The 15,886-nt window shown below is 46.3% G+C and carries 13 protein-coding genes and 1 pseudogene; 7 read left to right on the top strand and 7 right to left on the bottom strand.

The window, feature by feature from the left end:
* Position 1 precedes the first annotated feature (1 nt).
* The 3 genes from QGP82_RS01555 (at position 2) to QGP82_RS01545 (ending at position 3,779) form a co-directional block, all read left to right on the top strand.
* Entirely contained in the window at positions 2-1,768 is a 1,767-nt protein-coding gene (locus tag QGP82_RS01555) for an MFS transporter (RefSeq protein WP_499056760.1), read from the top strand.
* Positions 1,769-1,933: 165 nt separating this feature from the next.
* Positions 1,934-2,191, top strand: coding sequence for a hypothetical protein (locus QGP82_RS01550; RefSeq protein WP_499056758.1), 258 nt, complete (start codon positions 1,934-1,936; stop codon positions 2,189-2,191).
* A gap of 790 nt (positions 2,192-2,981) precedes the next feature.
* Positions 2,982-3,779 (top strand): HAD-IIA family hydrolase, encoded by a 798-nt coding sequence (locus QGP82_RS01545; RefSeq protein WP_163665674.1) that lies wholly within the window; start codon positions 2,982-2,984, stop codon positions 3,777-3,779.
* Positions 3,780-3,914: 135 nt separating this feature from the next.
* On the opposite strand, the gene QGP82_RS01540 is transcribed toward QGP82_RS01545, so the two are convergent.
* Positions 3,915-5,717, bottom strand: coding sequence for a hypothetical protein (locus QGP82_RS01540; RefSeq protein WP_499056756.1), 1,803 nt, complete (start codon positions 5,715-5,717; stop codon positions 3,915-3,917).
* An 891-nt stretch (positions 5,718-6,608) separates the two neighbouring features.
* On the opposite strand from QGP82_RS01540, the gene QGP82_RS01535 reads away from it, so the two are divergent.
* Positions 6,609-7,730 (top strand): hypothetical protein, encoded by a 1,122-nt coding sequence (locus QGP82_RS01535; protein WP_163671880.1) that lies wholly within the window; start codon positions 6,609-6,611, stop codon positions 7,728-7,730.
* A 707-nt stretch (positions 7,731-8,437) separates the two neighbouring features.
* On the opposite strand, the gene QGP82_RS01530 is transcribed toward QGP82_RS01535, so the two are convergent.
* The 5 genes and pseudogenes from QGP82_RS01530 to QGP82_RS01510 form a co-directional block, all read right to left on the bottom strand.
* Entirely contained in the window at positions 8,438-9,571 is a 1,134-nt protein-coding gene (locus QGP82_RS01530) for a formylglycine-generating enzyme family protein (protein WP_163697791.1), read from the bottom strand.
* Positions 9,572-9,965: 394 nt separating this feature from the next.
* Positions 9,966-10,952, bottom strand: coding sequence for a ParB/RepB/Spo0J family partition protein (locus tag QGP82_RS01525; RefSeq protein WP_163697789.1), 987 nt, complete (start codon positions 10,950-10,952; stop codon positions 9,966-9,968).
* Between the two features lie 2 nt (positions 10,953-10,954).
* On the bottom strand, positions 10,955-11,755 hold the full coding sequence (locus QGP82_RS01520) for a ParA family protein (RefSeq protein ID WP_163671140.1): 801 nt from the start codon (positions 11,753-11,755) through the stop codon (positions 10,955-10,957).
* Between the two features lie 242 nt (positions 11,756-11,997).
* Positions 11,998-12,474, bottom strand: coding sequence for a tyrosine-type recombinase/integrase (locus tag QGP82_RS01515; RefSeq protein WP_499056754.1), 477 nt, complete (start codon positions 12,472-12,474; stop codon positions 11,998-12,000).
* Between the two features lie 232 nt (positions 12,475-12,706).
* Positions 12,707-12,835: pseudogene (locus QGP82_RS01510) on the bottom strand (HU family DNA-binding protein); the annotation flags it as partial.
* A 290-nt stretch (positions 12,836-13,125) separates the two neighbouring features.
* Here QGP82_RS01510 and QGP82_RS01505 point away from each other — a divergent pair.
* From QGP82_RS01505 to QGP82_RS01495, 3 genes are all read left to right on the top strand, one after another.
* Positions 13,126-13,602: a hypothetical protein gene (locus tag QGP82_RS01505; protein WP_163671138.1), complete on the top strand. Its 477-nt coding sequence runs from the start codon at positions 13,126-13,128 to the stop codon at positions 13,600-13,602.
* The gene (locus QGP82_RS01500) at positions 13,565-13,951 is read left to right on the top strand and encodes a hypothetical protein (protein ID WP_250565215.1); all 387 of its coding nucleotides are present in this window, start codon (positions 13,565-13,567) and stop codon (positions 13,949-13,951) included. The genes QGP82_RS01505 and QGP82_RS01500 overlap by 38 nt, the downstream gene beginning before the upstream one ends.
* Positions 13,952-14,074: 123 nt before the next feature.
* Complete coding sequence (locus QGP82_RS01495) at positions 14,075-14,287, top strand: hypothetical protein (RefSeq protein WP_499056753.1); 213 nt, start codon at positions 14,075-14,077, stop codon at positions 14,285-14,287.
* A gap of 427 nt (positions 14,288-14,714) precedes the next feature.
* Here the strand turns inward: QGP82_RS01495 and QGP82_RS01490 are convergent, their stop codons facing one another.
* Entirely contained in the window at positions 14,715-15,695 is a 981-nt protein-coding gene (locus QGP82_RS01490; RefSeq protein ID WP_499056751.1) for a tyrosine-type recombinase/integrase, read from the bottom strand.
* Positions 15,696-15,886: the final 191 nt, after the last annotated feature.

The raw sequence follows: 15,886 nt of genomic DNA, 5'->3' as shown, positions 1-15,886 counted from the left end.
TATGACCTTAGAAGACGTTAATCGACCAGGTTTCTTGGCCTGGTTGCAAGATAAAAGTCATCTTGCTCAGATTGCTCTCTTTCTCAGCGTACTGATTGATACTGTCAGTTCCTCGATTGTGGTGCCCCTGATTCCCTTTTATGCTCAAAACTTTAATGCGTCACCCCTAATGACAACATTGGTATTTAGTGCATCCGCCATTACGGGGTTCATGGTAACACCTGTATGGGGCGGACTGAGCGATCGCTTTGGTCGGCGTCCTTTATTGCTCACCAGTATGGTGGTGAGTGGAATCGCGTGCTTGTGGTTTGGGCTGCTGCACTCCCTCTGGGCGTTGTTTGCCTGTAATGCATTGATTGGAGCCGCCTCTGGCAGTGGCACTGTTGCTACAGCCTATATTGCCGATGTTACCTCAAGTGACCAGCGAGCCAGAGGTTTAGGTGTTTTATCGGCAGCCTATGGTTGCGGCATTATTTTAGGTCCAACCTTAGGCGGGTTCTTGGTGGGCTCAGACTCTGCAACGTCTGATTTCTTGACCCCTGCCCTGGTTGCAGCCAGTCTTTCTGCCCTTGCGGTGACATTCACCTTTTTTGTCTTACCAGAATCCTTACCTAAGATTCATGTAGAGCCTGAGCAGACACAGTTAAAGTCATCAGCTTTCAACTTCACAGACTACCAGACAATCTTGAAGAATCCGTTGACACTTACCTTGATCATGGGCTTAGTCCTGATTGCCTTTGCAGGTAGTAGTGTGCAATCGGTTTTAGGGCTATGGACAGGTCAAGAATTACATTGGGGCCCTCAAAGTACCAGCTTTCTCTACGTTTACTGGGGAGGGTTAGCCATCTGTATTGAATTGGGCTTAATCAACCCATTGATTAAACGATTTGGAGAATCGAATCTCTTTATTTGGGGGCTCTTCACTTACAGTATTGCGATGATGCTTCTGCCCACTAGCAGAAGTTTACTCAATATTCTCCTGTCACTGTCAGTGATTTGCCTGGGCTATTCACTATGTCGAGTTGTTGCGGTTAGCCTGCTGTCACAATCTGTATCAGCTCGACAACAAGGTAAAGTATTTGGACTGACTGACTCTGCGATCGCATTAGCCACAATTATATCTCCTCTATTGGCCGGGTATATGTTCACCGCCTGGGGAACCTCATGGCCTTTTTGGGTTGGCCCAATTCTTATTATTGTGGTTAGCCTATTGAGTGTTCGTATAATTATGCAGTCCAGGGTTTCCGTCTCTTGTATGCAACAGCGACAGCAAAATCTACAACAACTTTTTGATATTCTTGACTATGATCAAAATGGAGAAATCGAGGCCCACGACTTCCAGCAAATGGTCAATGCATCAGCTCAGGTTTGGAGATGGAAAGATGACTCAAAAGAATATAAAACAGCATTGTCTTTTTGGACTGGACTGGGGAACACCGTTCAGCAACTGATGGATACCAATGGGGATGGTAGAGTCAGTCTAGATGAATGGATTGAGTTTATGGTTAAGGATTTAGATTTTGACCTGGCAACTGCATTTACCAAATTTCTAGATGTTAATGCCGATGGGAAAATTTGTCTAGAAGAACTCAAAGCATTTTATTACCTATACAAAACAGATGAAGGTATTGCAGAAAAGACCTTTGAGTCTTTAGACTTAGATCAAGATGGTTATATTTCTCCAGATGAAATGAGTAAAACCTTTAAACATTTTATCTATGGTGAGACATTAGAAAGTCTCCAGCGAAAATGGTTGACAGGCATTTAGAGCATGTTGCTTGTGTAAATATAAGCAAGCTAGTGCAGCAACGTACATTCCGCAGGTTAGGTTCAAAGATCAGGCTTAGGGGCACTGCGTTGGATTACCCGTGTTCCGTTAGCGCTATCTGCCGCAGCCACCCGCTGTCCCTATCACCGATTGAGGCAGTTAGACGTGGTCGAACAGCCCTACTATGACCAATCAGAGCGCCCAAAAACAGGGGCGACACCCACCCGAGTCACCTATCGAATCACCGCCGATGACGCCGCTATTCATCAGGCAAAGCGGAAGGCAGGATACTTCTGGTCTAGGGGCGTTTTAAAGCACAACAGCACCCAGAACGATCTACCTGAGGAACTCTTCTACATTAGATTAAGACGCTCAAGAGTTGTTGTTAGAAGAGTAATCTTGACTAAAAACAATGCTCTCTAGTGCAAGTAAGAAGAAATATCAGTGACCTGTTTGGGTGCTGGCATTGAGCCGTCAAACGATTCTGTTGAGATATCGATTGTTGACCTCCTTTGTTGTGATTACGAACTTTTCAGCTCATGTATTCAGCATATTGCTTGAGTGGATCAATGTCTCTTTTCTGACATAAACGTTAATGTTGTTAGTTTTTGTTACTAGTCAGTGAGTTGGGTCTCTAGGATATTGTGGTTGATGACACTGCAAGCAGTGATTTTATACTTGTAGAATCGGGCTGTTCAATCGTAGGTTAAGAGCTGATGCGCCGACCAAGACCGTAAATAGCTAGCCAAGGGGCAGACCCGTTACCTAAATCGCGGAATGCGACTGGCAGGCTGAAGTATTTTCGGCCATTGCCGTACCATATTGCGCTGAGTCAGTTGGCCCGGTTTGAGGCATGGATGTAGGATGTGGACGATGTGGGTAGTCCAGCAGAGGCGGTGGATAGTAGTGATTTTGATCCGGGGTTGATGGAGTGGTAGAGATGGTGGAGATCGCAACGTCAACCCAATAAATTAACTGCCTTTCAATTCCGTAGGCTTCTCCTGTGTCTGTGGAGTGTTGCTAGCCGAATTATCCAAGACTACTGCAGCCCCTAAACCAATCCAATGCGCATTCTCCTGGCCAATTATGGGCCAAGAGAATGCGATGGGTGAACGGATTTTTCCATAAGTACGCTAATCAACCTCAAGGTGACACTGCCTTTTTTTCGGCAGAGCTCTAGAATGCAAAGTGTTCCACTTAGATGCCAATAGCCATGTCGACTGAACCTCTCAATCTCACACCTCTTCGGGATAAAAAAGCCTTCATTTGCGATATGGACGGCGTCATTTACCATGGCAATCGGCTACTACCGGGAGTATCTGAGTTTGTCGATTGGCTACACCAGAACGACAAAGCTTTTTTATTTTTGACCAATAGTAGCGAACGATCACCTCGTGAGTTAAAAGAGAAGCTCAGCCGATTGGGTATTGAAGTGTCAACCAACAACTTCTACACTAGTGCCCTAGCTACCGCTGCCTTCATAGCTCAGCAGAAGCCCGGTGGCAGCGCTTTTGTCGTGGGAGAACCAGGGCTAATCAACGCCCTATATGAGGCGGGGTTTTCCATCAACGATACAGCTCCAGATTATGTGGTAGTGGGTGATACTCGCAGCTATAGCTACGAAAAGCTAGAACATGCCTGCTTTTTGGTACAGAAGGGAGCGAAGTTGATTGGGACTAACCCAGATGTTACCGCCCCGTCAGAGAAAGGAATCATCCCAGCAACAGGAGCTTTGCTATCTCCTATTGAACTGACAACGGGAGTTAAGGCTTACTGTGTAGGTAAACCCAACCCGTTAATGATGCGAAACGGCCTCAAAAAGTTAGGAGCACGTCCGGAGGATACCGTAATCATTGGAGATCGTATGGATACAGATATTATTGCGGGTATTGAGTCAGAGATTGAAACGGTGTTAGTGTTTAGCGGTGTCACGCATCCAGAAGATCTCCCTCGTTTTGCTTACCGACCCAACTATCAAGTCTCTGGAGTAGGACAGCTTGTACCAAGCTAAGATGGTTATCTTAGAGAAAGACAATTTTTGTAACGAAGCTTGCCCCTTAGCCGCATCTTTTAGAATTCGCGATCGCAATAAGCCCATCCCTTTATCCGGTGTCAGGGTACGTATAGCCCGAAGGGCAAGGCTCCGCTAGGGCGGAGCCTCTCTGGCGGAGCCTTGCAAATAAGATAACCACTGTTGTCTTTGTTCAGCCGTGAGATGGGCTAGCGAGGGTATTGAAAATTGAGATCGTAACTCCTCCCCTATCCTGCTCGGCCCCCAATCCAGCCGTTGCAACTGCTCCACTATCTCCACAACCGTCTCTAACAACCGCTGCTGCGCCTCTGACAGCTCTGTATCTAATAACTCAGCACATAGCTCAGGCGGCTGTTGCCTTAACCATGCCAGGGCCTCTGCCATCAAAATCGGGTCATCCAACGTCAACCAGTAAGCCATCTGCTGTAGATGGGCTACTCTAGACTCCTGGGCCAGTATCTCCTCAGCCTCTACAACCTCCTGCGCTGCCTGTAAATCGACAACGATCTGAGCCTTTGACAACCTCTCTCGGATGCGCTGAATCTCCTCTCGATGAGGATTACCACCCTCTGGCTGAGATGCAACAGATTTCAGATCGCTAGAGCCATTGATTTCACTGCTATTACCATCTATACCTTGTAATAAGCTTGTAGAGCTGTGACAGTTTGGTGCGTTAGCATAGCCAAACTGTCCAGATTCATTTTCATTCTTAAGTTGCGGTGTATGTGGGCATCTTTCCTGTAATTTCCAGTGTGGATGCCAGAGTTCTTTATATCGATATAAAGAACCTCCGCCAATACCAAATTTCTTAAGGGCATTAAACCTGGCAGTTGCCTGTTCTGGCAGTTCATTTTTATCTGAGAGTTCTTTTAGTGCGGCTTGGATTTTGCCTTTGGTCTTTTGGCTCTGCCGTTGATTCCAGCTGGGTTCAGTGTTTTCAGAGTCTGGTTTCTCCTTTTTAGATTTGTATTTTCCAAACTGTTCTCCATAGTGAAAGTAATGACTTTTCTCGATACAGCTGACCCACTCAGAAACACGGTCTTCGATTTCATGCTGATGACGACACCACAGCTCATAGCCAGGCAAAGCTTTAGCTATCGTTAGAACTTCTTTGATTAGACTGTTACCGTGTAGCGTTTCACCGCCGTATATCACATGGTGAAACACATAGGTGCGCATGGTGATCCGACCCAGCAATCGATTTGTTTGCCCATGGTCAGTCCAACCCTGCTCAATTTCAGCATTGAGATCGTTTAGGAATTTGTCGGCCTTGTTCGACAGACGATAACTGCGCCGTTTCTTCTGTCGAATGATTTGCTGTAGTGTCTCATTGCTCAGGTTGTTGCGTCCCTGGCATTGTCTCCATTGATCGACAAAGGTAGTTTGGTCAGTCCAGATCGGGTCTAGATCATCATTGAGTAAATACGACCCACGCTGTAGTGGTAGCCGGTGGGCGTTAAATAAGTTCGGTGTACTTTCGATGGTGTACAGTCGGGCATTGGGAAAGACTTCAAGCTGACCAGGTGTGACCTTAAATCCCTGACTTTCCAAAAGTAATGTGATGCCACTGCCTACTTCCCAGGCTGTTAGCGTTTCTGAAAATGGAAAATAGAGGTGCAGGCCCTGGCTATCGGATGAGGTGCAGGTGATTGCTGATACCAGACCTAAGGGTTCCAATGCCTCGGTCAGTTTTTGAAAGGCAATGGGATCTCGCCGGGGATGGTATGCGCTGCCAATATCAATATCGAGCATGGCGTACTGGGTTTCCTTCCCAAACCGCACACCATATAAATAAGTACCCTGTTCAATCAGTCGGTCTGATAATGGATGCCGACTTTCCGTTTGCCATTGAGGGCGTTTACCTGGTAATGGATGCCGCGCGTAGATGTAATCGTGACGATGGGGAAAGAGTTCCAAAAACTCATTATTTTCTGGAACATAGCTAAAACTTAGAGAGGCGGCTACGATAGTGCACCTCCTTTCCTATTTAACCCACTACAAATTGTCAGCCCTGGTAAATCAATACCAGAGTTGCTAGGATCGATAGGCATGCAAAACAAACCCACTTTGTGGGGACTGTTGATAGCACCAAGCTCTTAGCAGACCGGCAAGAAAGCGAAGGGCGGGTGCTTTTGCTGTTTACCTGCTTCCAGTTGAGTAGTTCATCTGTTTCCAGGCACCTGAGAGGTTAACACTAGTCTGTGCTGTTCTCAAGAGCTGGAAATGCCTAGTACGTCAAAGTTATAGGGCTTTGATACGCGAAAGTCACAGGTAAATTGATACGCGAAAGTCACAAGTGCTGGCACATTATTTACGGTAAAGTTACAGGCAAATCCATACGCGAAAGTTATAGGCTTCAATGTATTGCCTACGGTAAAGTTACAGGCAAATCCATACGCGAAAGTTATAGGCTTTAATGTATTGCCTACGGTAAAGTTACAGGCAAATCCATACGCGAAAGTTATAGGCCCTATTTGAGAAATACTTTGAATTAATTGTTTCAGTTGAACTGCACTTAACGGTATACGGCAAAGGGATAGGCAAATCCATACGCGAAAGTTATAGGCTCTGATGCCTTACATACGGCAAAGGGATAGGCAAATCCATACGTGAAAGTTATAGGCTCTGATGCCTCACATACGGTAAAGAGATAGGCAAATCCATACGCGAAAGTTATAGGCTCTGGTGCCTCACATACGGCAAAGGGATAGGCAAATCCATACGCGAAAGTTATGGGGTTTTATTCAAAAAACATACGCGAAAGTTATAGGGTTTAAGAACTGGGAAAAGCCCTTTATCATGTGGCTGATGTTTCCCACGGTGGCGGTCTTGTCGACAACTAAGGATGCTGCAAAAGATACGACGTTTCCAGTCGATGGGCAGCTCTTACGGGTTCTTCCGCGAGCCGGAGCCTCATTGAGAAATCCAGATGTCAACTTGCCAACGTTACGAACAGATGGTGAAAACTATTACCTGGAGATGCGGGTTGATGCAGATCCAGATGAAGCTAGTGAAGTTGCTGTCACTCGCCGAATTCCTATCGAAGACCTATCTGGAGAGGAATGGGAAGAGCTTAAGGAGCAATATGACAGTTTAGATCTCGAGGCGTATCTCGGGGAAGGAATTAAGGGGTTAGAGAAAATCCAAGACCGACGAATGCAGCGGTTGATTGCTGCACTGCTGACATTTCTCAACCCACGTCAGGTTTCAATTGTGCTTTATCTTTATAGAGCTGCGGCCCAAGAAGGTAATCGTCCTGGTGTCAGCTTTCGCTCTAATGATTTATTAGAAGCTATGGGCTATAAGCGTACTAAGGATGGCGGTTTTCCGGCTAAGCTGCGGTCCCAGCTCCACTGTGATTTGATGGCATTGCATCGTACGGAGTTAGTGTTTGCTCAGTCTCTGCCTAAAGGAGATAGCCTGGGTGCTAAGGTTACGATCAAAAATGTTCTGCGGATCAAAGAGTTTGAAGTGGACAATGTGCCGCGTGACTTTGATCTGGATAAGGCTGCAGACTATACCTATGAGTTAGCGGATGCTTATACGGTGTCTTTGGAATTTTTTGAAGGGCCAGCCCGTACAGGAGACTATGTTCTCTTTGCGAATAATCTCGACATGACTCAGCGTTTGGGTGGAAGTGCAAAACATAATTACAAAACCAAGTTGTTGCTCTATCTTGCTAGTCGGTTAAAGTGGGACTCTCCGGAAGATGGTCAGTTTTTGACAATTTCTAAGCGCTATCTGTTCAAAAATCTTGATCTGTTGGGTAGCAATTCGTCTCGTAACAATCAGTTATTTTGGCGTACGGTTGAGGAACTGCGGAGTGGGGGGTATTTGATGGGGGCTCAAGAACTTCCTGGTAAACGTAAAAATGCGTTGATTCAGTTTCAAATTAATGCAGAGAAGATTAGTGCTTCTTCTAAGAAGTAGCGAAGATCACGTTATCAATTACTGGGTTCTTTCGTCATAGCAGCCGTTTCTTTTGATTTCTGACCCTCTGTCTAAAGTTTTTCTACGCTCCAGATAGATTCGGTATCATCCTTACCCTCGCAGGTAAATTGGTATCCATACCGTTCAAAGGTCTCATCTTCGAACACTCGTCGAACTAAATTGAACGGCGGACAAACGAAGCTATAACCCTTGCAAAGTAAGGATTTCACCATGAATGATATATCTAGTTTGACCGTTGAGCGAACGGTTATAGAACAGGCATCGTACATAGCGTTATGTGGGTGCGACGGCGACGGGGGTGAATTTTAGTGATTCGGGCGACTAGGGGCGCGTTAATCTATGGGGTAGTGCCAGACCTTGGATGCTATGAAGCTGCTGGAGGTAAAATTCAGAGCCAGACGCGGACACTTTAAATGCGTGGATGGATAATGAGCGTGGATGGATGATGATGATGTCTTGCAGCCTGAGAATTTTGATAAGGGGAGTGCTGCTTTTTGCGATCGCAGGTGTAAGGATATCTGGATTGAGGGGTGTTTGAGCTGTCGTGTCTGAAGGAGAACTCGTAGGGGGATAGGGAGCCTTGGCATTGGCAGTATGTGGAGTTGGGGAAAAGTATTGGGGAAGAGAAATAAAGTGTGTAGGCTCAGAGGAACCTTCGGTATGATCCGAGCAAGCTATTTACTCTCTTATGTGGAGGGCATGCAGACCACCCGACAGCCGAAGACGTTGTCAGAACGGTATGGACGTATATCGTGGAGACGACTTGCCGAGCGACTGTAGCTCGGCGAGTAGTGCCACGATCCACCCCTCAGTACCTTAAAAGCATCTGAGTAGCTATCAGTAGAAGACCTGATGCTTCCATCTAATGGAAGATTGTTGTAGCTATTGTGATAGTCTTCAGCACACCATTCCCATACATTGCCATGCATGTTAAACAAACCGAAAGCGTTGGGCGAAGAGAAATTTACATGGACAGTTGATTCTCTATACGCCCCTTTGGGGCCTGCACCATAAGTACCCTTGGCAGCAGTATCTTCTCCATAATAATTAGCGATTTCAGTCGTAATCGTTTCTCCGAAACAAAACGGAGTAGTTGTTCCTGCCCGGCAGGCGTACTCCCACTCGGCTTCGCTAGGTAAGCGATAAGTGCGACCTGTCTGTTCACTCAAGCGCTGACAAAAAGTATCTGCGGAGTTCCAGGAAACTTTCTCTACAGGACGATTATCTCCATCTTGGGTAAAGCGTGAAGGGTTCTCTCCCATGATCTCTTGATACTGCCGCTGGGTGATAACAAACATTCCCATGTAAAAACTCGATATTGTTACCTGTTTTTGTGGCCCTTCGTCGTCGTCTCTGCCTTCTTCAGTTTCTGGTGATCCAATTGTAAAGCTGCCTGCTGGTATCTTCACCATCCGTAGCGGCAGAGCATTCCCCAGTTTGCCCAACAGAAACGGTTCATCAAAATATTCCACTGAGCCTGAGGGCCTTTGGATGATCTGCCCCTTGGCATCGACCTTGACTGATTCAAAGTCAAATCGTTGTAAGGGTTCACCTGTTGGGGTGTTAGCGGTGGTCTGGGTTCCTGTTTCCTGGGTTAGAGAATTGCTTGTTGTTTCTGTTGAAATGTCTGGTGCAAGGTCTTCTGTTTTTGTTGTGTTGCAGCCTTGTAAGAGTAGCTGACTACCTAAAGTGGTTCCACTTCCCACTACAGCAAATCCTAAAAATTTCAACATATCTCGTCGTGAAGATGACTGAGGTAGTATGCTGGCTTCTGGAGTTTTCGACTGTCTTTTATGCTGTGGTGTCTGCGGCAATTCCATTATTTGCTCCTGAGTTTTTTGAAGGACACTACTCACATTTCTTCTTTCCTAAGTTTCCCTACCCCACCTACTTAGACCAGCGGAAACACCGACGCAAAAAACTATGATTTTGAAATCGTAATTAATTCGGCCTATATCGCTTACCAGTTGTATTCTAAAACCCTGAATTTTTCGTTCAATTCTTTGAGCGAAGCCCTTGATTGCCATAAGATTAGTTGCCAGCTTCAAACGTTCAATAAATCGTTAACCCTTTAAACTCTCTGCTCTGATACCGTTTCAAGCACAACTTTAGGCATTGGGTTAAGTACCCCCATGAGACCAAGGTGCTTTTGCTTCGTATACTTCGGCTTCTGCTAAATTTGCTTAGCTAGATTATCTGAAAATTCTGGAATTCTTAGACACTCAATTTTTCGATCTCTTGTAAGAGCTTATTGATTTTCGTTAGACGCTTCTGTACCTCTGCTGATTCAAGTAGTGATTTCTTTTTGCGTACAGACTTAAAACGATCAAAGATCTGATCAGAAATAGATAATGATACCGGTGAACTATTCGCTGGCTGTTCCTTTTCAAGTTCTTTCACCAAAGCCATTACATCTTGCTTAGTCAAACCCACTGCTTTTTCAACCAGCTCACCATGTAACTCAGGCTTCTGACGATTCAAAAGCACTGCATTCGTAGGTGATAACTTCCCCTCTCGTACTGCCTCTAAAATCTTAGGGGCCAAATTCAACATCGGTAACCGATTAGAAACAAAACTGGAAAGCTTCATCCCAAACTCACCAAGGATTTCAGCGATTAGTTTCAGCTCATCCGCGCTGAAAATTCTAGAATTCTCAGCGCCTCGGGAACGTGAATTCTTGACCCGATAAAGGCCTGCCTTTACATCTTCAATCGGGATATCCAGGTGCAATGACAGTAAACTTAAAATACTTTCCGTCTGCTCAATTGCCGTAATTTCTTCATTCAGCAAGTGGGCGATCAGTGCGGCTTCCAATGCCATCGCATTTGGCATATCCCGCACAATAGCCGGGACCGATTCCATCTCTAACGCACAGCAACTACGCCAGCGCCGCTCACCACTGATGATTTCATATTTACCCCTAGCACCAGGCCTGACCAAAATTGGTTCCAGCACACCATGCTTCGCAATCGACTCCTTAAGCCGCTCCATCTTTTGCGGATCAAAATAAAGTCGAGGCTGCTTTAACCTCCCTGGGAGCTGGAGCGGTTGAATATCAGCAACCGGTAATCTAAATGACTGCCCAGAAAGTGACTTCAAACTTTCAATTTCTTCCTTCAGCTGGGCAATCGTCTCACCCTCTTGAGCATTTAAGGCACCACTAAACATGGTTGCCATGGGTCGTTTACTGATGCGAGCCATCGCTAATCCATCTCCTTAATGACTTCAACGGCAATTTTTTCGTAAAGCTTGTTGTTGGGATCCCCTGCTCTGTAGATACCCAATGGCAACCCGGCAGCTGCGGCATTGGCAATATAGGCATTGTCCTTAATCGTCGGAAACATCGGAATTTGCATGTGCCGCATAATATCAGGTAATCCTTCAATATCTGACAGACCTAAATTATCTCGATGCATTGCCCGGTTCTTGGCCCCATTTGGCACCACTCCAAACACCTTAGGCGCAGGCTTTAGACGTAACTCAGTGCGAGTCAGGCTAATCCACTCCAGCAATTTAGCCATCGCATCCATATCCTTGTCCTCTGGCTTCAGTGTGATAATCACATCTGTACTTGCCGACAGAGCTGCGATATGTAGCTGCTCAATCGTGCCAGGGCAATCAATAATTAGCACATCGTGGGGAAGCGGATGATCTTCCAATGCATCTGCCAATAAGTAAGCCCCCCGCTTATCCAAAACGAGTCGCTGTGTCGTTTCAGTGAGTGGTAGTCCCCCCAGACAAGCCTCGATCCCCTCGATACGATCCCTCCAAACCGGAAACAGAGGATAGTCCCCTTTAAAGTCAGGCCGCAACACCCAATCCATTGTTTTCTCCTTCGGAGGATCATCCAATCCACAGAAAAGAGTCAACGAACCATTGGGGTCACAACCAAACATCGCAACCTTTTTTCCTTTGCGGGCGAGCTGGTAAGCCAGGTTAACCGTCAGTGTGGTCTTACCAACGCCACCACTATTCGACATGATTGAAATAACTTTTTTCAGCATCTTTGGTGTGGCGAAGTTTCAAAGCGTGCGCGCACATCATAACTCAATCTGACTAAAAATTCTCAGAATTCTTAAGTGAAATTGTTGAATTTGAGAATTCCAGAATTTTCAATAGATTTTTTAGTTGTGATATTGATGCTGTAAGCGCTCCTTGAGCGGAGTCGAAAGAAACGCTTACGCTACCTTGTGCCTGATATCGGAGGTCAGGCACTATGAACCAGCCGCTCTCTCCAAAAACAAGATTACCTTTTACCAAACAACCCAGACTCCGATGCCTGGAGCGTATCGTAAAAACTCTCTTTCGCCTTCAGTTCCAAAGCCCGTTTGGTATAGCGTCCAAACACATTCATTGACTTAATTCGCATCAGCCTGCGCACAAACTCAGGATTCATTCCCTCCAGGATCAACTGAGTCCCAAATGTATGACGCAGCTGGTGCGGATGAATTTTCTCGTCCAGTTCTGCTAACTCAGCCAAATCCTTGATGCAGTTGTATACCCCTTTGTATCCCATCCGCTGTCCCCGGTTCCGATTTGAGAGACTTACAAACAAAGGAGCCTCCAGGCTAGTATCAAACCCCTGGTTGAGACACCAACCCAAATAACGATCCAATGCATCACACGCCTGGGCCGATAACGGCACAACGCCATCACTCCCCCACTTCGCCCCCTGAATCGAGATAGACCGATTGTCATAATCCCCCACATTTCTTGCTGCCACCTCATTCCCCATCCAATTTGGCTAGCTCTGAGCATGCCCCTAAGTTGGGACATTGAGATGCTACCAATCCCGGTGTTTGAGTAACAGTTTCACAGAAGAACCTAAATGGGCAATACTTTCGAGCCATAGCTTTATTCTAGTTATCTATTAAAACTATTTAGCTAGAACTAAGTCTGAAAGATGGATGTCCCATTGAGCACCCACAGTAATGAATCGTTAGGTCTTAACCAAGCTATGCGTTTTTCACCCGATCCTTAAAGCCCTTACCTGCAGAAAAGGCAGGAATCGTCGTTGCCGGAATCTTGATCACTTCAACCGTTTTCGGATTACGCCCATCCCGTGCTTTGCGGTCCTGTGACTTGACGTTTCTAAGTGAGGCACAAGCACTTATTTTCTGAAGAAAGTCAGGTTCGGTTTACTACAGTATTTCTGGACATCAATGGGTTGCCATTTATTACGATAGTACTGGCAATGCGACTGGTTACAGCATTAGCGATAGTCAGTAGACAGCAACCAGGCAGAGACCAGGGTAAAATTTTCTGACTGTATATGTTCTGAAAGGTCGCTTAACATCTAGTAGACAGCACTAGTTAGCAACGGTATCATTACCATAGTTCAGATGTATTTACGTCCGTAAACACAGGTGAACCCATGAAAATGCAGCAGCTTAAAAAACGGGTTTGGAAAAGTTGGTCCAAACTCAATAGCTTTAAGGGCAAGCTCACAGGGTCATTAGATGACTATGTGAGAGAGGTTAAGTTGTTTGGGGATAGACGCTATAAAAAGACCTGGATAGCAGCTTTAGCCCGGTTTGAGGCAGCTTTGCACTACAAAGGCACTTTAGACCCCTGGACACTTATCGTTCATGGGTTCAATTTCACTCAAGACCGCTGGGATTACGAGTACCGTAATGAAATCCTGGACGAGTTTTTGATGTACGAAGACGGTCTGGACATCATCAAAGCGGGCCTTGAACAGATTTTCACATCGACCGATTTTACTGCTGACGAACAACAGGAAGCACGAAATAATGGGTTTTTTGAACTTCTGGAAGGAAGAGAAAAACAATTACGAGGAACAGGCGTCCCAGTTGGATCTATCGGGCAACTCGCAGGCGCTAACGCCTAAGCGTCACCGGGTTGATGGGGCCATTGTTAACCGTCGCTTTAACAGGGCCATCAAAGACAATGGAGGCGCAGGCGATGTTTATCGTGACAGTGCGATCGCACAAACCCAGGAACTATTTGATTGTGACGTAGACGAACTCTATCGAGAAACTGGTGGTAAGCGTAACGACCGAAGTTCATTGCCCCAGCCAGCGCAGGAAGCCTACATGGTTAACGAGTCGATAACAGCTCACGAACTTGAACGTATGATCGGGACCATTGGTGGTGAGGACCAAGAGGAAGTTAATGACGCGATTGTTGGTCTGGTTCGACAAGAGGCGAAACGAACCCGTTGGCGTTTGCCCTGGTAATGATTTAAGCAAATTTTACTGATAGTTTACTTACAATTTCCTTATTGCTGTGATGCTGTTATACAGATTGCTGCAGGAGGATAGAAACTCAGAGGATGGTTATATACTTGTGTGCAGTCGGTTATGACAAGCAATTCAATGAGTGAAGAGCTACAAGCGACATTAGAGCGTATTGCTGAGCAGCAAGAGGCAAATACGGCTGCGATCGCAACTCTAATTGAACGTCAGGCCCAAAATGAAGCAACCATTGCGCGGCTGCTTCAAATGACGGAACGCCTAGCACCTCAAGTAATTGAAAATACCGAGCGTCTAAATGACCTTAGCCCTAGTGTATAGATCTGTAGCTCAGGCTAACCACTGTAGGGAAGCCGCGCTGAGATGCAATTAGTAACTGAACAACTCGCACTATAAAAACGCTATAGTTTGTTGCGATGCTTTGCTTATCAACGGTTTTGGATTCTACCTGTAGTGATTCTGATATCTAAAATCAGACAATTGAAGCCCTGCAGCTATTTAAGCGAAGCTGAAATATGAGGCAATTAGCTTCTGAATCGGCCAGTTCCACAGAATCCATATGTCAATTACTCCGGTTATTTGAATAAATCCATACTCTGAACCACCCAATTCCTCGATCAAGGTCCAGGGGGCTGACAATTTATGTCAGCTAATTTTATATATCTCTAGCATTCCGCCCGGAAGCATTACCCAGTGGGAGTTTCACGTTGTAGACATGTCCACAACGTGAGTTTGAAAAATCAACAGATCATGACTCTTTTGGTGTGCCATAGAGATCTTCAAAGGCCTCTTCCATTTTGAGATCCAAGGCCCGGTCACTGTACCGAGCAAAAATTTTGTCAGAGCGAATGCGAACCGCTCGCTTAGCCAACAATGGGTTCATGCCAGCAGCGACGAGAGACGTGGCAAAGGTGTGTCTCATGCGGTGAGGGTGGATATCGTCTAACTCACTGGCTTGCGCTAAATCCTTGACCAACTCATAGATGCCGCTGTACCCCAGGCGTTGCCCCCGACTGTTATTAGACAAACTAATAAACAAGGGAGTCTCCTGGCTGACGACGAACCCATGGCGTACCAACCACCCCAGATAGCTATCCAAGACGGCGACCGCCTCCGGCTTTAACGGCACCAGGCCATCACTGCCCCACTTAGCCCCACGCACCCTCAACCGCCGTCCATCATAGTCGCTGATATCCAGACCGCACACTTCCCTGGCCCGTAATCCATGGCTGAGCACCTGGAGAATGGCCCGGTCGCGCACTTCAGAATCACCCCGGTAGGCCAGGGCCTCAAATAGCTGATTAATCTGAGTTTCCGCTAAATCCCGAGGGGGCTTAGCCGGTTCTTTGAGAAACTCAATGGTGAGGGTGGGATTGCGGGTGATATAGTCCTTGACGGTGAGCCATTTGAAGAAACTCTTCAGTGTGGCCAGGGCCTGATTGATGGTGGTTGGAGCCAGCGCTCCCCCCCGTTTACTGGGCCGGTTCTTCAGGTATTGCTTATAGCGGTCAATGTCGCGGTGGGTAATGTCGTGCCAGGGTTTATTCTGGGTCCAGGTATAGAAGAGCCGGAGCTGCCGTTCATAGGCTTTGAGGGTACTGGCGGATAGCTCACGCGATCGCAAAAACTCCACCACCCGCTGCCAGCCCAAATCCTCGGTCACCCGCACCGGTGCCTGTGTTACCTGCCCAAACTCAATAAAGGTGGGCTCAGGAATATCACGAGCCATTGGCAACTCCCATTCTTTGAAACAACCCGCAGAGCGAAACACCCAATCTAGCGTGGGCATCGCCCGATGGTAGAAATTCTACCCAAACTAATCCCCTTTATATTGGTTACACTAAAAATACGACTAAAAATAATCTGCTGAATGTGAGTTATCATGAACCTTGAAATTAAAGCGTTTTGTCGATTCCTCGA

It is taken from the genome of Leptothoe sp. LEGE 181152 (assembly GCF_032906605.1).
Classification (GTDB): Bacteria; Cyanobacteriota; Cyanobacteriia; order Phormidesmidales; family Phormidesmidaceae; genus Leptothoe; species Leptothoe turfae.
Note: the sequence above shows the minus strand (reverse complement) of the source record. Positions and strands in the feature narration are given on the sequence as shown.